The sequence below is a fragment of the Picosynechococcus sp. PCC 7117 genome (assembly GCF_001693275.1).
Lineage (GTDB): Bacteria > Cyanobacteriota > Cyanobacteriia > Cyanobacteriales > MRBY01 > MRBY01.
Genome location: NZ_CP016477.1, coordinates 3,019,969 through 3,037,089 on the forward strand (window position 1 = coordinate 3,019,969; position 17,121 = coordinate 3,037,089).

Sequence of the window (17,121 nt, forward strand, 5' to 3'; positions counted from 1 at the left end):
ATCTGACCTCCACGCACTAAATCATAAGAGAGTTAACCAGTTAATTAAAGAGCCAGGGAAGAACTTAATTTCGCAAAAATCATCCGTCCCGCAGAGGTTTGTAAAGATGAAGTAACGGTTACAGCGACATCGGAACCCATAAATTGTTTCCCTTCCTCGACAACGACCATGGTGCCATCTTCGAGATAACCCACCCCTTGTTTTTCTTCCTTTCCTTGCTTAAGAATTTTTACATCTAAATTATCTCCAGGGAGATAGATCGGACGAATCGCTTGGGCAAGGTCATTAATATTTAAAATCTCGACTTTTTGGAGATTAGCAACCTTTTGCAGATTGTAATCATTGGTCAAAAGAATCCCATTAATTTCCTGGGCCAAATGCACTAATTTAGCGTCCACAGTGGCAATGTCATCGTAGTCTGCGGGGTTGACAGAAACCCGTTTGGGAAAACGATTTTGCATACTCTGGAGAATATCTAAGCCCCGACGACCCTTGGCGCGTTTCTGGTCGTTGCTAGCGTCGGCGAGTTGCTGTAATTCGTTGAGGACAAAAATTGGAATGAGGATTTGTCCTTCGATAAAACCTGTTTTAAGGAGTTCTTCTAGGCGACCGTCAATGATACAGCTTGTGTCGATGATCTTTGTCGGCGAAGGACGGAGGGTTCCTTCAGCAACGAGGAGAGTATCTAAACTATTGGGATTGATCAGCCGCAGAAAAGTGCGCCCGTGGACATCGGCGAGGCTTACGCCAAGGTAGGCAAAGGTGATACTGCCGAGAATGGCAAAGGTAGGCTTAAGAAAACCAAACTCTGAAGGAATGGGCAACAGAAAAATGGGAGCAAGCATTAAATTTGCCACCAAAAGCCCAATCACTAAACCCACAGCACGGGTGACGATAATTTCGATGGGGGTGCGCCGAAATTGTTGCTCGAAGCGGCGATAGGTACTCTGGGCGAGGAGACCGATGGAAAGGCCCAGGAGTGAGGCAAAACCGGCCCCCACCCACCGGAGGGCGTCAATGTTGGAGGCTTGGTCACGCACGGAGGCAGGGAGTAAATCAATGACATCAAATCCCACAAGGGCGATCGCCACCACAAAGATCAGAACAAGGAAAATATCGAACATAGGTCTTACCCGGCTATAAGTCCCAGTTTTAGGGGGAATTTGGGGTTTAGGATAATGGAGAATAATGCCCTCATTATATCGGTGAGCCTTCTATTCCTTCGCGCCTCTGGGAATTAACAAAATTTGTTGATTTCTGCGCCAATTTTCCAGCTAAATGCTTCCTATTCCCCATTGAGACTGTTCTACCGTGGTTACCAGTGCCTACCTCCATCTCCCCTTCTGTTTACGCCGTTGTTTCTACTGTGATTTTCCGATTACGGTGACAGGGGAAAAACAAACTGCGGGGATTCGCACCCAGATGGAGGAATACGGGGCCTGGCTCTGTCGGGAAATCCGCGCAACACCGATCCTGGGGGGCGAGTTAAAGACGGTGTTCTTTGGGGGCGGCACACCCTCTTTATTTCCAGTAGATCTCTTGGAAAAAGTTTTAAGAACCCTTGATCAGCGATTTGGCATTGCCCAGTCAGCAGAAATTTCCCTTGAAATTGATCCAGGTACTTTTTCTTTAGAACAATTGATCCGGTACAAAAATATTGGTATTTCTCGCCTAAGCCTTGGGGTACAAGCTTTTCAGGATAATTTGCTAGCAAACTGTGGGCGATCGCACAGGGTAATAAATATATTTACTGCGTGTGATCACCTGGAGCGATCGCAGATCCCCTGGAGTTTGGATCTGATCTCCGGATTACCAGATCAGACCCGCGACGATTGGCAAGCTTCCCTTGATCAGGCGATCGCCCTTAATCCCCACCACATTTCCTGCTATGACCTAGTGATCGAACCCCAAACCCCCTTTGGCAAACAATACGAACCTGGTGAACGCCCCCTTCCTTCCGATGAAAATACCGCTGCCATGTATCGCCTCGCCAGTGAAACCCTCCGCAAAGCAGGCTATGACCACTACGAAATCTCCAACTATGCCAAACCCGGCTACCAATGTCAGCACAATCGCGTCTATTGGGAAAATCGCCCCTACTATGGTTTCGGCATGGGGGCCGCCAGTTTTACCCAAAATCAGCGCTTTTCTCGGCCCCGCACCCGCGCCGAATATTACGCCTGGGTTGAACAATACGAACAAAATAATGGTGTTTTAGACGTGGCGGTCTTAACAAAAGGCGATCGCCTCCTTGAAACCTTGATGTTGGGTCTCCGTTTAACGGAAGGTTTGGATTTATCTCAACTGATCACAGAATTTGGCCAAAGTCGTGTGGATCAGATTCTAGAAATCCTAAAACCCGCTTTTCAGAAAGGCTGGGCTCTCCTTTCCCCCACAACGCCACCACGTCTTGCCCTAAGCGATCCAGAAGGATTACTGTTCTCCAACACCATTCTCGCGGAACTTTTCCACCACCTCGACCCAGAAAACCCCGTAGAATAATCACGCCTTTCCCTTTCTCTTTCCCTACCCATGATTGATCTTTCTCAGAAAAAAATCCTTGTCACTGGCGGCGCTGGCTTCCTCGGCCAACAAGTAATTCACCAATTGATCCAAGCCGGTGCTCAACCGGAAAATATTACCGTCCCCCGTTCTTCCAGTTGTGATCTACGTCGTCTCGAAGCCTGTCAGCAAGCAGTCCAAGGTCAGGATATCGTCATTCACCTGGCGGCCCACGTGGGGGGAATTGGCCTCAACCGGGAGAAACCCGCTGAACTTTTTTATGACAATTTAATGATGGGTACCCAGCTAATCCACAGTGCCTACGAAACGGGGGTCGAAAAATTTGTCTGTGTCGGGACGATTTGCGCTTACCCGAAATTTACCCCTGTACCTTTCAAAGAAGAGGATCTTTGGGCAGGCTATCCCGAAGAAACCAATGCCCCCTACGGCATCGCCAAAAAAGCGCTCCTCGTGCAACTAGAAGCCTACCGCCTGCAATATAGTTTCAATGGTATTTATCTACTCCCGGTAAACCTCTACGGCCCTGGGGATAACTTCAAACCGGAAAGTTCCCACGTGATCCCCGCTTTAATCCGTAAAGTCTACGAAGCGCAACGGGATGGTGTTAAACAGCTCAAGGTTTGGGGAGATGGCAGCCCAACACGGGAATTTCTCCACGCAATGGATGCGGCCCAGGGCATCGTTTTAGCAACGCAAAAATATAATGAGGCAGCCCCCATCAATCTAGGAACCAATACAGAAATTTCTATTAAGGATTTGGTCGAGCTAATTTGTGAACTAATGGCCTTTGACGGAGAGATTATCTGGGAAACGGATAAACCCAATGGACAACCCCGCCGTTGCCTAGATACCCAGAAAGCCAAGGAGAAATTTGGTTTCGAGGCAGCGATTGGTTTACGGCAGGGTTTACAGGAGACTATTGATTGGTATTGCCAGAACCCAGAATAAATATTTCCCTTTGGGGAAAATCTAGGAATTGGCCGCGTTTTGTAGATCGGTAACGGTGGGTTGTTTTAGCTTACTGGCTAATCCCATGCGCTCCAGGAGACGAATAAAAGAATAGGTAAAGTCCGGTAGGTATTTCACCTTACCTTTTTGAATTGTGATTCCGTGGCGTACCGACCAACCAAAGGCATGGTGCAGATTGTGCCAACCTTCTCCGAGGCCAAGGACGGCAACCCAACCATTGTTACGGCTGTGATCGGTGGTTTGGAAAGGGCGATCGCCCCATTTGTGACAAACGGAATTCACGAAAGCGACACCATGAAATAGGAGAGTGGTGCTGATAAAAAATGCGGCCAGATATTCCAGGCCGCCGACCCCATAGGACAATGCGCCTAGGGCAATGAGGGGCACAAAATGGAAGCGATCAATCAGTTTCAGGATTGGATCTCGCTCAATGTCAGCGGGCAATTTTTTCGGGAAGGTATTGGGAGAAATGAGCCAGCGGTAATGGGCCCACCAAAACCCCTCCTTAGAGCTGTGGGGATCACCGGGATGGTCACTAAACCGATGGTGATCTTCGTGGTGAGCTTTCCACCAACTCGGCCCCATTTGCCCCGCCGAGGCAGTAATAAAACTGCCGATCCATTTCACCCAGGGGGAAGCTTGGTAGGCTTTGTGGGTCAGGAGACGGTGGTAGATGGCAGTGGTGCCGAGCATTCTCAGCCAGTACCAAAAGATAATCCAAAGGATAGCTCCCCAACTGAGACCTGTAAAAAAGGCGATCGCCATGCCGAGATGACAAAGGATAATCCAGACTGGGCCAGTGGCATAGCTGAGGAGCGTTAGTCGAGAATAGTTGCGGGGACGGGGATTAGGTTGTGGTGGTGTAGAGGGAATCGGGTCAAGAACGTTGCTGTAATGCGTCAAAATGCTTTCCTAACGAGTTGAGAATATCTTCTATGAAACCGTGTTTTTACATAACTTTACAACTCGTAAGTCCCGAATCCCTTGCGGTCGGGTCAAATAAATTCGGAAATGTCTTCGTCACAGTCATCGGCTAAATAAGATAAGGAACGGAAGCGGAGGCCGACCAATTGTTCATAGAGGGGGTTGAGTTTGCACATTGGCGGAATATGGACAATTTTTTTGCCAAATAGCTTGATATCCCGCTCAAAGGGGCATTGGGGCGGCACCATCTTACAGATGAAGCGGGCCACGCGGGGATCGTCAATGTCCATGCCATCGAGCCAGTTGCGGATTGGTTTAAGGGCATCAAGGTGAACTTCTGGTTGGGGGGTTTCGGTGGTGACAGTTTCGGGGTCGTAGAGGGTTTTTTCAAGGTTATGGAGGGCGCTGAGATCTACCCCAAGGGCTTTCCCAAAGGCTTTGATTTGATCGGCTTCAACAATGGAGTAGACCCCATCGGCGATCGCCATCATCACCGCTGTCCGGAGAAAATTTTCGCGGATATTGAGATCTTCTCCGAGGTCAGCCGCCAACTCTTGGCCCGTAATCGGTTCTAAGTCCCCTAGGCTACTGTGGGGGGCGAGTTCGTCCTGGGTCAGTCGCGTAATGAGCTCTTGCTCTTCGGCATCAAAATGACCGTCGGCCCAGGCAATGGTCAGTAGTCCCCGTAACCAAGCCGTGATTTGGCGATCGCTGTAGACAGTTGTGCTCGCAGAACTCATAGCTGTTTCAAAAATCTGTAACTCTTTCCCCATTGTAGGCAAGAAATCAAGAAGCCATAGAAAATACAGTGAAATTAATCCATGCCCCAAAAAGATTAAGATCTAATTATCAATTTTTCGGGCTGCTTTAACTAAATTAATGAGGTAAAATCGATGTTATTTATTGATTTTTAATAAGCTAATTTTCTAAACACTGTTTTGTGATTTACAGAATATTTTCTAAGTATTTGTTGGAGGTAGATCAAAACCAAAAGTAAAACAAAATTTAGCCCCTTGGTTAACCCGTGTTTCGGCCCAGATCTGTCCCCGATGCACTTCGATAATACGCCTAACAATTGCTAAGCCAACTCCTGTTCCTTCAAATTCAGATTGGGTGTGGAGTCGCTTAAATGGCAAAAAAATCTCTTCTAGATGTTCTGCGGTAAAACCAACACCATTATCTTCTAGGCAGTAAGTTTGAGAATCGATTTTATAAAATTTTATTTGAGGATTTTTGACCTTGCTGGTGTATTTCCAGGCATTTTCAAATAGGTTTTCAAAGGCCATCTTAAGGAGCGGGCGATCGCCTAGGATAATTACATCCGGTTCGATTTTAATTTCTATGGCTCGATCAGGGGTTTCACCTTGGAGATCCTGAATAATTTCTATGGCAATTTCACTTAAATTAATCCTCTCAAGGGTTAATTGCTTTTCTTTGATTTCTGCAAGGCGCATCAAGTCAGAAATGATATGATTCATTTCCTTAGCAGAATTCGCAATAATATCTAACGTCTCTAAGGTTTCTTCGTCAAAGGTATCAACATCACCTAAGAGCAAGTCACAAAACCCTAATAATTTCGTTAATGGCCGCCGTAAATCATGGGAAACCATATAGTTAAAGGATTTTAGATCTTGGTTGATCTGGGCTAACTGGTTATTTTTTTCTTCAAGCTCCTGGGCATTACGCAAAATCTTAAGTTGATTTTCAACGCGCACAAGCACCTCATACATATCAAAGGGCTTATTAATATAGTCAACACCCCCTAAGGAAAAAGCCTTCACCTTATCGAAAACATCATTTAAAGCACTGATGAAAATAATGGGAATTTTGGCGGTGTCTGGATTAGCCTTTAGCCGTTGACAAACGCCATAACCATCTAAGATGGGCATTTTAATATCCAGCAGGATCAAATCAGGGGGATCCGCTGCCACTGCTTTGAGGGCTTGTTTGCCATTGATCACCTGTCGCACTTCGTGGCCCTTTTCAACCAAAATTTCTGAAAGAAGTTGTAGGTTTTCAGGAACATCATCAACAATTAAAATATCGCCTCGGTGCTGCAGATAAGAATCTTGAATCATAATGCTTAAGTTCACCACATTGGCTTTGGAATTACCCCTGACAGGATGGCATTGAAATGATGAGAATTACGCGCATTAAAACATTGGTTTGGCTTAAACCCTAGTTTTCTTTTATTATTCCATTAATTTTTTTAGAAAAATGTAAAGAGTTCAAAAAGTATGCCATCCGGCTTTCATGATGCTTATTCTGATGATACAAACGTTAAAATTCTGGGGCGCTCTGGATTGTGTGTGGGTTTTTGGTTTTGGGGTGCATAAAAGTTAAGGCTGTGGCCTGGAGATGTAGACGGGGGGCGGCCCGGTTGCCATAGAGGCGATCGCCAAGGATTGGATTGTTTAACCCGTCGGGGTGGGCGCAATGGACCCGGAGTTGGTGGGTGCGGCCTGTAATTGGCTTGAGTTTGAGGCGATGGGAATCTAATTTAATGAAATAGGTTTCGCTGGGTTTGCCCCGTTGCGCATCTACTTTTTGCCGGGGGCGATCGCCAGGGTCTGCCCAGAGGGGAAGGGTAATTATTCCTTCTGGACGCTGAATTTTTTCCTCTAGGAGAGCTTCGTATTCTTTATGAATTTTGCGGCGGCGAAACTGGGTTTGCAGATTCTGTTGGGTTTCAGCGTTTTTGGCAAATAAAAGAATTCCGGACGTATCTTGGTCGAGGCGATGGACAAGGAAAATATCTTGATAATCGCGGCGCAATCGGGAAAATGCACTGTCATAGGTCTGGCTACTGCGCCCTGGAATCGAGGGGAGACCAGCGGGTTTATGGATGGCAATAAGGCTGTGATCTTCGTAGATGATTTCTAGGGGAATTTCTGGGGTCGTCAAAATATCTTGAAAAGATTTCCCCCCCAAGCCCGAAAGCAAAAAGCCGAGGATCGGTTGGCAGCGCTCTTCACAAGCTAAATAGAATTCGCCTACTTGTTTGTCAGGGCTGTTTTTACCCCACCAAAATTCCGCCATGGCCAAGGGTTTAAGGTTCTGTTTCGCGGCATAGTTGAGAAGCTTAGGCGCACAACAATCGCCGGTGCCGGTGGGTAAACCAGTGGGAAATAAATCGGCGATCGCCTTTGATTCTCCTTGAAAATTTTTGAGGTGATAGACCTGGTGCATCCGTTTTTGGAGGGTGCGAGACAGGGTTTTGCGGCGCTGGCGGAGGCTTTGTAAGTCTTGATCAGCTTGGTCAATAATCACCGTGAGAGGATTAATCTCTTGATCCCTGGCCTGTTTGAGATCGCGTTTGTGGTTGCTTTCCTGGCGGCTTTCTTCTTCAAGGGCGGCGATCGCTTGCGCTAATTCGGCTCCCGTTAAATGGGTCTGGTAAACTTCGCGTTTTTGGCGGCGTACCTGTTTTTTCTGGCGACGTTCTTGATTAAACTGCGCGATTTTTGTTTGCCATTGTTGCTGCAACGTTTGGTAAGTTTTTCGTTCTGGTAGGGTTTCTAGGCGTTGGATTTCCCGGCGAATCTGGCGTAACTGGGCGAGAATTTCTTGCTCTTCTAAAATCAGGCGATCGCCCCCATCCATCGGTGGCACCCAACCGGGGAGGACTTTTTCGCCTTTAAGCAGTCCCGAAAATGCCTTGAGAAATACCCGTTGCCCGGTGGCCGTTTCTGCTAGCAATACCCCGTACATTTTCCCTTCCCAATTAAAATCCGGATTTTCCCTTAGTTCCGCCATTAATTCACGGGCGATCGCCTCAGCATTTTTGGTGCGGGGGAGACGACAAAGTTGTTTAGTGGCCGGACAAACCCCCTCATACCAAGCAGTAACAACATCGGGTTCCAATTGTGGTTGATAGGGGAATCGGGGCGAAGCCATGACAATACGACGCTCATCTTTTGTAAACGTAAGCCCTTTATTTTAGGCGTGAGCACACCGTTTGTCCGCTGGTGACCTATGCGATTGCCAATAGTTGGCGCAAACATAATATTGATTGGCGTGCCTCAAACTTAAATGCTGCCGTGACAAAAATATAGCCGAAAATAAGCATCCCCACGGGAATGAAACCGATTAGAACAATAGATAATTCTAGTAAATGAAAAGCGGCGATCGCTAACAATCCAGAAGCAAAACCCAGCCAACCAACCATGAAACAGATTATTAAAATATGCGGGGCCATTGTCACTTTAATAATGCTTCCTTCCCCTGTGGATTTGATTTTACCTTTCATGATCGGCAGAAAAGAATTTGTGTAATGGATGACACGTCGAATTTCAAATGTGTTTTGGCTGACGGTACCTCGAACAATGTGATTTTGAATGGCATCGACTAATCTTTGTCGTACTGCTGCTGGTTGAAGATGTGTCTTGAGAATTAACTGAGTAAAAGGGCGAAAAGTCATCGGTTGGTTTGGTTTTTGTTGCGTCTTTAGAATACTTCGCCGCCGTCTAGGAGCTGAGCCATTGGTTGCGGTTGCTGCTGGAGATGCTGCTGGAGGTGACGGGGATGATCGGTAATGAAATAATCAATGTTTTGTTCTACAAGGCGATCAATCTGGGCTAATTCCTGGGCCAATTTTTTCGGGTTTTGACTTTTATGGGGTGGTGAAAAAATCGTCCAAGCACCGACGGCTAATTGGTGTTGATGGAGTCGCTGAATGGTTTGTTTTTTAAATAGATTAACGTTGAGACTGACTAAGCTGGCATCGAGGATTTTTTCTAAAATGTGACTTTCAGTAAATTTGCGAATGAAGAAATTTTTGGTCACCAAAGGCGAGTAGAGAATGCCTGTTTCAATGGGGTGATGGGTGAGCTTCAGCCAGATCAAAGCCCAAATACTAAAGGAGGTAACAAATGCTTCCTGTTGCAGCCCCATTTTTTCGATCAATTGGGCGACGGCAATGCCTGTTTTCCGTTGCTGGAGGTTGAGGCGGGGGGCTTTCATCTCGATATTGATTAACAATTTGCCCCGCAGTTCGCTCAACACATCTTCAAGGAGAGGAATTTTTTCGGGTTGGGGATAGGTGTAGGTTTGTTTGCCGATTTTGAGGGAATCTTTAATGCGCAGGGTTTGGATCTCTGGCCAGGTCATTTCGGTAATTTTCCCTGTGACCCCCGTCAGCCGCTTGGTATAGAGGTCATGGAAAACCACCAATTTGCCATCCTTTGTGAGGAAAGTATCGAGTTCAACGCCGTCTAAACCTAAGGCGATCGCCTTTTGGAAACCCGCCATGGTATTTTCTTGGTGATCGGTCACAACCCCCCGATGGCCCAAGATTAGGGGATGTGCGGACGGCTGAAAAAATCTCGATTGCATCGCGGAAAAATCCTCTAATCACTTCTCCCACGGTAAAAAGTAACAGCGCGACAGGGCATAATGGGGACAGTAAACTTTACAAACAGTTACAAATTCCATGACATCTGCGGCGGTTTCCCTCGATAAAGTCACCAAGGTTTTTAGTAAAGTCCCGGTGGTCAATGAGCTTTCCTTTGCGATTCAAGCTGGGGAAATGTACGGTCTGTTGGGGCCAAACGGGGCGGGGAAATCCACCACGATCCGGATGTTGATCACCCTCACCGAACCCACAAGCGGCAAAATTTCCATTGCTGGGGAAGATGTGATGCAAAATCGCGCCCATGCCAAACGCAATATTGGCGTGGTGTTGCAACAGATGAGTGTGGATGTGGATCTCACGGTTTGGGAAAACTTGGAATTCCATGGCCGCCTACACCATATTCCCAATCCCCGTCGGCAACGGTTAATTCGTCAGTCTCTGGAGTATGTAGAACTGAGCGATCGCCGCGATGCTCTGGTGAAAACCCTATCGGGGGGGATGAAACGCCGCGTCCAGATTGCCCGTGCTCTGTTGCATGAACCCAAAATTCTCTTTCTCGATGAACCCACCGTTGGCCTGGATCCCCAAACCCGCCGTCGTCTCTGGGAAATCATTCGTGACCTCAACAAAAATGGCATGACGATTCTCCTGACCACCCACTACATGGAGGAAGCTGCTACCCTCTGCGATCGCATTGGCATTATGGAAGCGGGTCGCCTGATCGACGAGGGCACTTTCGAGGAACTCCAGGCAAAATATGGCAAAGGTTTAGTCGTCAAACAAAAAGGCGATCGCTGGGAATACAAATTTTTCCCGACCCTCCAAGAGGCAGAACATTATCTCGACAACTTGCCCGATAAAACCAGCATGATGGTGCGCGAATCCAACCTCGAAGATATTTTCGTCGAACTCACCGGGCGGCAGTTGGACTAAGTTTTGAACGAAGTCAACGCTCACCAAATGGTGCTCAAATCCAATTGAAAATTCGGTAAGACAGTTGCGCCATCGAGAAACTCAGGTTGCTCAAGAATTTCTACGGGTTGACCGCTGCGATACACCTCAACTTGCCGATTTTGACGATTAATTAGCCAACCCAACCGCGACCCATTGTCGATAAATTCCTGTAATTTGGCTTGGGTGCGGGCTAGGGAATCCGTCGGTGACAATAGCTCCACAACAAAATCTGGACAGAGGGGTAAAAATCTCGTCTTTACTTCCGGTGCGAGGGCTTCCCAGCGGGCCGAGGGAATCCAGGCGGCATCAGGCGATCGCATCGCCCCATTGGGCAAAATAAATCCCCCAGAAGAATCAAATGTTTTACCCAGTTTGCATTGGTGATTCCAGAGCCATAATTGTGCAGTGAGGCTGGCATTACGTTCGCTAGTTTCGCCACCAGTGGGGGACATAATCGCTAAATCTCCTTGGGCATTCCGCTCAAAACGGAAATTTTTATTTTGCTGGCAGAGTTGAAAAAATTGTTCGTCGCTGAAATTGCAATTTTCAAGATTTAACTCTAAAGGAAGGGTCACGTCCATTGCCTAAACTTCCACCGGTGGGCTACTACTGCCATTATAGTGAGCTTGTTCAAGGCTCAAATTCACCTCTTATTTTTCAGCCCGGTTTGTCGCAGCTTGTTGAAAAAGGGCGGTGTATTGTTCAAACCCTCCCGGAAAAGCAACGTTAATTTGTAACGGATCAGCCGGATCGGTAATGCCCCCAATCACTTGGGTTTGACCATTGATTGTCCCCAGTTTTAAGGGAATCCGATTTTTTAATTCTCCCTGGGAGCTGTCGATATACACGACGAGATTGCCGCTCTTTGCCCATTTACCAATGTCTTGGACGAGCTGAAGGAATAGGCGATCGCTCCCCCCCCGTCGAACTTGATCGCCTTCGGTGTGACTTGTGACCGTATCGCCGACGCCAACGATTAACGGCATCAATTGCGGATCAAAATTCTCTTGCACCAGTTGCAATAGTTCCTCGTGGTTTTGGGGCGCTTGGCGAGCGTTAAAGGTTTCCCCTAGGGGATAGTGGCCCGTGCGTTGGGCATAATAATAATTCAGCAGCACTAAAACCCCCGCTTCTTTGACGGCACCACGCACCATAAACTGAAAATCTGTGGTGCCAGAATCCTTGGCTGTGGCAAAGCGAACAATTTCTTTCCCCACATTATCTCTGCCTAGATTAGGCGCATAGTGCACGAAAAAACTATTGTCTAAACCCTGTTGACTCGCTTTTTCAAGCAAATCATTCATCAGGGTTTCCATGGTGCGCTGGAGGTCTTGGTAAATCTCTAGGCGATCGCCTAAATATTCGGCCAGGACATTTAAATTTGCCGTTGGCGAAACGAGATTATCTAAAACAGAAGCATGGATCAGCTCAGGTTGAAGCTCAGCGGGGAAAATATCAGCGTATTTAGTAAAAAATCGCCCTAAACATTGACCAATTAAATCTGGCACCGTTCCAAGAAAATCTAGCTCTGCCTGGCTGACACCGGGATGGGAAATCTGACCATTATCCGTCTGCCATTGCACGCCCCCCGCCGCTAAACCGGGTAAATAGCTTGTTTCATCTTTAGCTGCAACATTGCGAAATGCCCGTTCGACGATGCGATTTACTCCCCTTCTGCCTTCATGTTCACCGTTGGTGAGGACAAAAAAGTGGTCTTTAAACTTGCGTGTGGCGCGGATATAGTCAGGATCAATTTTGCGGGTTAAAGGGTCTTTGACTAACCCCATGCAAACGCCATCTAAATCCTGAATAATGAGTAAATTTTCTGTGTTGCTGAGGGTTGAAAGGAAGGCTTCATGATCAAGGGAATAATGTTGGTCATGGAGCAGTAAAGCAGTCATAAAGTCTTTTGAAATTCAATGGGTGTGCAGTAGTTTGAGGAATTCGTATCCCCTAGATCTTCTTTGTGAAGGGGGACTTGCTGTGGGCAGAAGCCCTCCCCAAGGAGGAAGTTTAGACCCAGTTTTTCGCTCGTTCGACGGCTTTTTGCCAGATTTTGAAATGCGCTTGGGCTTGGGAGGCGTTGGCACTGGGTTTAAAAACGTAATCAATCTTGCGGTTTTGCACCAGGGTTTGGTAATCATCCCAAAAGCCAACGGCCAATCCGGCGGCAAAGGCTGCTCCCTGGGCCGTGGCATCCAGCACCGCAGGACGTTCCACGGGAATGCCCAATACATCGGCCTGGAATTGCATCAGAAAGTCGTTATTGCACGCGCCGCCATCGACTTTTAATTCTTGGATCGGGGTACCAGAATCTTGGTTAATTGCTTCGACTACTTCCTTCGCTTGGTAGGCGATCGCCTCTAGGACAGCCCGTACCATGTGTTCTTTTTTGACGCCTCTCGTTAAACCGAGAAATGCGCCCCTGGCACTCATATCCCAGTGGGGCGCCCCCAGGCCACTCAGGGCAGGGACAAAGTAAGCGCCGCCGTTATCATTCACCCCTTGGGCAAGATCATTCGTTTCCGCCGCCGTTTCAATAATTTGTAGGCCATCGCGCAACCATTGGATACAAGCCCCAGCGGTGAACATACTCCCTTCGAGGGCATAGCCAATATCGAGATTTGTGCCATCATGATGGGCTTGGGTGCACGCGATGGTCGTTAGGAGCTTATGTTTGGAGCGTTTAATCTCGTCGCCCGTGTGCGCCACCAAAAACGCCCCTGTGCCATAGGTGCATTTCAATAAGCCGGGGCGATCGCAACCATGGGCATAGAGGGCCGCCTGTTGATCCCCAAAGATGGCGGTGATCGGAATTGCCGCCCCCAATAAACTTGGATCAGTTTTACCAAATTCCCCTAGGCTCGACTGCACCGTTGGCATCATCTGGCGGGGAATATCGAATAAATCTAACAAATCCGGATCCCAATCTTTTTGGTTGAGATTGAGCAACATTGTCCGGCTGGCATTACTGTGATCTGTGGCGTGGACTTTGCCTCCCGTAAGATTCCATAAGGCCCAGGTGTCGATGGTTCCCGCAAGGACATTATTGGGATTGACAGCGCTATTTTCCTTGGCCCAGCTTAGTAACCAGTTCAGTTTTGTTGCCGAAAAATAAGCATCCAGCACTAAGCCCGTTTTGTTGTAAATTTCTGCCGCTTTCCCTGCTGCATTGAGGGTTTGACAGAGGGGAGCTGTCCGCCGATCTTGCCAGACAATGGCCCGATGGAGGGGTTTGCCAGTGGTCTTATCCCAGAGAACACAGGTTTCTCGCTGTACCGTGAGACCGATCGCCGCAATGTCTTGGCTTTCAATGCTGCTATTGTTGACGACCTGTTGCATGACGGCTTTGGTGTCATTCCAAATTTCCGTTGCATCATGTTCGACCCAACCGGGCTGGGGATAATATTGGGTTAATTCTTTGTAAGCTTGGGCAACGATATCGCCTTTGTGGTTAAACAAGAGGGCACGATTGCCAGTAGTACCAAGGTCTAGCGCGAGGATGTATTTTTGATGGGCCATGGTCATTGTTGAAATAAGGTTTTTAAAAGGGGTTAGATAAATTTAAAAGGTGTGTTTTTAAGTCGATTTTAGTTTGGAATTTATCGTTTAAGGAGGGATTTCAGACAATAGAAAACCTTCGCCATTATGCAGGTGAATTTGAGCTAAGTCACGGCTTGTATTGATCTCTAAGGTGGGAGTGGCGATCGCCAACTGCCAACGATCCAAATCCAGGGCGAGCCATTTACCAATCTCAACGGTCTTCGGAACCCCAGCCATGTGCGCCACTAACACAAGCCGCTGTTGGGTGTCGGGATTGGTGCGCCTGCCGTAGAAAATGGTGCGTTGGTGATCCGACCAATGGTGCAGGCGATCGCCCCTTGCAGGATCGAGATGATTTCGCAGCCAAGGCTGGGCCTGGCGATATTGCCGCAAACGTAAATTAAAGCTCGCCCGCTCATCCGGTACCGATCCACAATAATGGGAGACCCGACAAGCCTCGTGGCCATCCTCCATAAAGGCGATCGCTATTTCCTTCAGGTTGGCAATGGTAATCGGCTTTAAAAAATCAAATTGTGGTTCTAATTCGGTTTGCAGAAAAATCGCCAGCTTTGGTAGATCATAGCCAATCGCTTCAATGGCCTGTTCCACTGCTTTAAAGAACTGCCGCATTAACGAGAGATCATAAAAGCCCATGGTTTTAAACCGCCGAAATGCCCAGGATTGTCGGTAAATTTCCGGCGTAATTTGCCAATAGAGAAAGCCAATTTCGTCCGCCATAATTTTGACGGCATATTGATCATCTGTATTCCGAAAAAAGCCCCAGGGAGTGTGCATTAATGCATTTAAAAAATCCATCGGAATTCCTGGACTAAAGCCATGGATCCACAATTGGGTTGCCGGATTATCGTAGGCATTTTGTAAAATTTCTGGCAAAGAATCCCCTAAATATTCATTAATGCGAATTGCGACGGTGTTAATGTGGTTGCCCTTGCGTACCGTGTCATGGTTGGCACAACCGGTCACCCAGCGATCGCCATGGGCCATAATTTTGCACACATCCCGCCATTCCCGTTGCCAAAATCCCTGTAACGTGGGCGTATTATGCTCGAAGATCAACGGACTCCATTGAAAACAATCGGGCTTTAGGTAAATTAAATCCAAATGGGTAGCCATATCTTCCCAACCGACATTGGGCCAGGGGCGGCCATCTTCATAGATGGTGTACAGCTCGCGGGTCGCTGTCCCAACGGTTTGGGGTACCGCAGCCATCTTCAGCAGGAAATCATTGTCATAGTCTAGTTGGCCGGAAATGGCGTCGGACACCTGAAAATCTTGACCCCCATCGACCCGAATCCCATCAGCGCCTAAATTAATTTTTCGCCGCTGCAACTCCAGGAGAACAGCCCGCACCATCGGATTTTGCTGATTTGTATCATGGCCATACATATTTGCGCCCCGGAAAAATTGCGCATTAATTAATCCCAGGGCTTGGTGATGGATATGCCCGTAAACCAAGTCGAAAATAATCTGGATCGGGCGGGCAAAGGCGGTGTGGAGCGTGGCAATAAAATCCACAACTTCGGCGGGTCTGAGGGTACTGAGGAGGGCGGGACTGGTGGCCGCTGCCCCTAAAATCAGATCGTCATAGCCCCAATTTTGGGTGTCTGGTTTTTTCAAGTGAACTTGTACTTCTTGGTTGGCGATCGCCCGAATTTGCCAAAAAGCATGGATTGTTTCATTTTCGGCGGGGCGAAATTCCACCGTGGGTTCAATGGGTAACAGTTCAATCGCATCAAAGCCCACATAGTTTTTTTCAGCGGCGGTGAGGGGTTGGCTATTGGCCAATTTGCGGGCGAGGTCACGATAAATGCGTGTGAGTCCAGCTAGGGTGCCCGTGGGGGAAGCGGTACCCACATGGATTTGCAAAATATTGCGGGGCGGTGTGACCCAAGTTTCCTGGTGAAAATAGTCGCGGTCGGCCCTGTCTCGCTCCAGTTGGGCGATGTCGTAGAGCTCGGCTGGCGCAAACACACCGTAGGGCAGGGAGTGGGCAAAGACATCGCGGATAATCTGTTCACCACTGCGCAACCAGTAAAACGATCCCGCTTGGGTACGGGTGCCAGCTTTGAGACCCGCCACAACACCCCAGGCAAATTCCCCTTGGCGCGGCAGCTCTAGCACCTCCCGACGGAACGGAATGACTTGATCGGCAAGGCGAAAATCGATTGCCTCCATGGGCGTAAAAATTTCGAGGTAAACGGGGCGATCGCCCACCTCCGGAATCCAGAATCCTATTTGGGTTAGGCCATCACTGCCATAGGTTGCGCCCAATTTCTGACTCAGTTGTTGCCCCCGCTGAAATGGGTCTGGGGTGCCCGTGGCGATCGCCTTAGCCCAGGTCAATAAAGCTTGGGTGGGGGCTTCGACAAGTTGAATGGGGGGTGAAATATTCACGCGAACCTGAGGGCAAAACTGTAATTGACAATTTACCCGTGCTTGCTACAGTCGCCATTTTACTATGCTGATCTTAGTGACAAAAAATTCCAAAGCTAGTTTGTCACAATAAAGTTGATCGATGCAGTGTTCCCAATTATGGGATAGAAAATTTTTTTGACTGTGGCGATCGCCTTGGATTATCTGCCAAAGATGATCGGAATAATAATCGCCAATGTTGCCGCCACAATCAGGCTAAAAGCAAGGTTAACGACTTGGGTAGAGGCTTTTTGGTATGTATCGACGCGGTCATTAATAATCCGCACATCACCATCTAACTTGCTGACCTTATCGCCAAGGGAACTGATTTCAGAACCTAATTTTTCTAAAGTAGCTTCAATTCGGTCTAGTTTTTCACTGGTTCCACTTTCAGGCATGGGCATCATTGCTTAGGATAATCT

15 protein-coding genes are annotated in these 17,121 nt (G+C 47.9%); 3 read left to right on the forward strand and 12 right to left on the reverse strand.

Annotated features, from left to right (window positions below; genetic code table 11):
• Positions 1-44: 44 nt before the first annotated feature.
• A complete protein-coding gene (locus tag AWQ22_RS14410; protein WP_012308417.1) occupies positions 45-1,124 on the reverse strand; it encodes a PIN/TRAM domain-containing protein in 1,080 nt (359 codons plus the stop codon).
• Positions 1,125-1,311: 187 nt separating this feature from the next.
• On the opposite strand from AWQ22_RS14410, the gene hemW reads away from it, so the two are divergent.
• On the forward strand, positions 1,312-2,502 hold the full coding sequence (gene hemW / locus AWQ22_RS14415) for a radical SAM family heme chaperone HemW (RefSeq protein WP_065711547.1): 1,191 nt from the start codon (positions 1,312-1,314) through the stop codon (positions 2,500-2,502).
• Positions 2,503-2,532: 30 nt separating this feature from the next.
• Complete coding sequence (locus tag AWQ22_RS14420; RefSeq protein WP_065711548.1) at positions 2,533-3,471, forward strand: GDP-L-fucose synthase; 939 nt, start codon at positions 2,533-2,535, stop codon at positions 3,469-3,471.
• Between the two features lie 21 nt (positions 3,472-3,492).
• On the opposite strand, the gene AWQ22_RS14425 is transcribed toward AWQ22_RS14420, so the two are convergent.
• The 6 genes from AWQ22_RS14425 to AWQ22_RS14450 form a co-directional block, all read right to left on the reverse strand.
• Positions 3,493-4,395, reverse strand: coding sequence for an acyl-CoA desaturase (locus tag AWQ22_RS14425; RefSeq protein WP_071925392.1), 903 nt, complete (start codon positions 4,393-4,395; stop codon positions 3,493-3,495).
• A gap of 92 nt (positions 4,396-4,487) precedes the next feature.
• Positions 4,488-5,156, reverse strand: coding sequence for a Mo-dependent nitrogenase C-terminal domain-containing protein (locus AWQ22_RS14430; protein ID WP_065711749.1), 669 nt, complete (start codon positions 5,154-5,156; stop codon positions 4,488-4,490).
• A gap of 219 nt (positions 5,157-5,375) precedes the next feature.
• Positions 5,376-6,494: a response regulator gene (locus AWQ22_RS14435; protein WP_065711549.1), complete on the reverse strand. Its 1,119-nt coding sequence runs from the start codon at positions 6,492-6,494 to the stop codon at positions 5,376-5,378.
• A 202-nt stretch (positions 6,495-6,696) separates the two neighbouring features.
• Complete coding sequence (locus AWQ22_RS14440) at positions 6,697-8,313, reverse strand: RluA family pseudouridine synthase (RefSeq protein WP_065711550.1); 1,617 nt, start codon at positions 8,311-8,313, stop codon at positions 6,697-6,699.
• Positions 8,314-8,389: 76 nt separating this feature from the next.
• A complete protein-coding gene (locus AWQ22_RS14445; protein ID WP_065711551.1) occupies positions 8,390-8,836 on the reverse strand; it encodes a hypothetical protein in 447 nt (148 codons plus the stop codon).
• Between the two features lie 26 nt (positions 8,837-8,862).
• Positions 8,863-9,750, reverse strand: coding sequence for a glycerophosphodiester phosphodiesterase (locus tag AWQ22_RS14450; protein WP_065711552.1), 888 nt, complete (start codon positions 9,748-9,750; stop codon positions 8,863-8,865).
• A 97-nt stretch (positions 9,751-9,847) separates the two neighbouring features.
• On the opposite strand from AWQ22_RS14450, the gene ccmA reads away from it, so the two are divergent.
• A complete protein-coding gene (ccmA, locus tag AWQ22_RS14455) occupies positions 9,848-10,702 on the forward strand; it encodes a heme ABC exporter ATP-binding protein CcmA (protein ID WP_065711553.1) in 855 nt (284 codons plus the stop codon).
• Between the two features lie 20 nt (positions 10,703-10,722).
• Here the strand turns inward: ccmA and AWQ22_RS14460 are convergent, their stop codons facing one another.
• From AWQ22_RS14460 to AWQ22_RS14480, 5 genes are all read right to left on the reverse strand, one after another.
• The gene (locus AWQ22_RS14460; RefSeq protein WP_065711554.1) at positions 10,723-11,304 is read right to left on the reverse strand and encodes a Uma2 family endonuclease; all 582 of its coding nucleotides are present in this window, start codon (positions 11,302-11,304) and stop codon (positions 10,723-10,725) included.
• Between the two features lie 69 nt (positions 11,305-11,373).
• The gene (gene stpA / locus AWQ22_RS14465; RefSeq protein WP_065711555.1) at positions 11,374-12,624 is read right to left on the reverse strand and encodes a glucosylglycerol 3-phosphatase; all 1,251 of its coding nucleotides are present in this window, start codon (positions 12,622-12,624) and stop codon (positions 11,374-11,376) included.
• 112 nt (positions 12,625-12,736) lie between these two features.
• Positions 12,737-14,251, reverse strand: coding sequence for a glycerol kinase GlpK (gene glpK, locus AWQ22_RS14470; RefSeq protein WP_198166504.1), 1,515 nt, complete (start codon positions 14,249-14,251; stop codon positions 12,737-12,739).
• 81 nt (positions 14,252-14,332) lie between these two features.
• Positions 14,333-16,681 (reverse strand): glucosylglycerol hydrolase, encoded by a 2,349-nt coding sequence (gene gghA / locus AWQ22_RS14475; protein ID WP_065711556.1) that lies wholly within the window; start codon positions 16,679-16,681, stop codon positions 14,333-14,335.
• Between the two features lie 179 nt (positions 16,682-16,860).
• Positions 16,861-17,106, reverse strand: a complete 246-nt coding sequence (locus AWQ22_RS14480; RefSeq protein WP_232321406.1) for a hypothetical protein — start codon at positions 17,104-17,106, stop codon at positions 16,861-16,863.
• Between the last annotated feature and the right edge of the window lie 15 nt (positions 17,107-17,121).

Coding starts and splice junctions, on each gene's coding strand:
- AWQ22_RS14440 (WP_065711550.1), bottom strand. CDS start 8,313: ATGGCTTCGCCCCGATTCCCCTATCAACCACAATTGGAACCCGATGTT.
- AWQ22_RS14450 (WP_065711552.1), bottom strand. CDS start 9,750: ATGCAATCGAGATTTTTTCAGCCGTCCGCACATCCCCTAATCTTGGGC.
- AWQ22_RS14430 (WP_065711749.1), bottom strand. CDS start 5,156: ATGAGTTCTGCGAGCACAACTGTCTACAGCGATCGCCAAATCACGGCT.
- glpK (WP_198166504.1), bottom strand. CDS start 14,251: ATGACCATGGCCCATCAAAAATACATCCTCGCGCTAGACCTTGGTACT.
- ccmA (WP_065711553.1), top strand. CDS start 9,848: ATGACATCTGCGGCGGTTTCCCTCGATAAAGTCACCAAGGTTTTTAGT.
- AWQ22_RS14435 (WP_065711549.1), bottom strand. CDS start 6,494: ATGATTCAAGATTCTTATCTGCAGCACCGAGGCGATATTTTAATTGTT.
- AWQ22_RS14480 (WP_232321406.1), bottom strand. CDS start 17,106: ATGATGCCCATGCCTGAAAGTGGAACCAGTGAAAAACTAGACCGAATT.
- AWQ22_RS14420 (WP_065711548.1), top strand. CDS start 2,533: ATGATTGATCTTTCTCAGAAAAAAATCCTTGTCACTGGCGGCGCTGGC.
- AWQ22_RS14460 (WP_065711554.1), bottom strand. CDS start 11,304: ATGGACGTGACCCTTCCTTTAGAGTTAAATCTTGAAAATTGCAATTTC.
- AWQ22_RS14410 (WP_012308417.1), bottom strand. CDS start 1,124: ATGTTCGATATTTTCCTTGTTCTGATCTTTGTGGTGGCGATCGCCCTT.
- AWQ22_RS14445 (WP_065711551.1), bottom strand. CDS start 8,836: ATGACTTTTCGCCCTTTTACTCAGTTAATTCTCAAGACACATCTTCAA.
- stpA (WP_065711555.1), bottom strand. CDS start 12,624: ATGACTGCTTTACTGCTCCATGACCAACATTATTCCCTTGATCATGAA.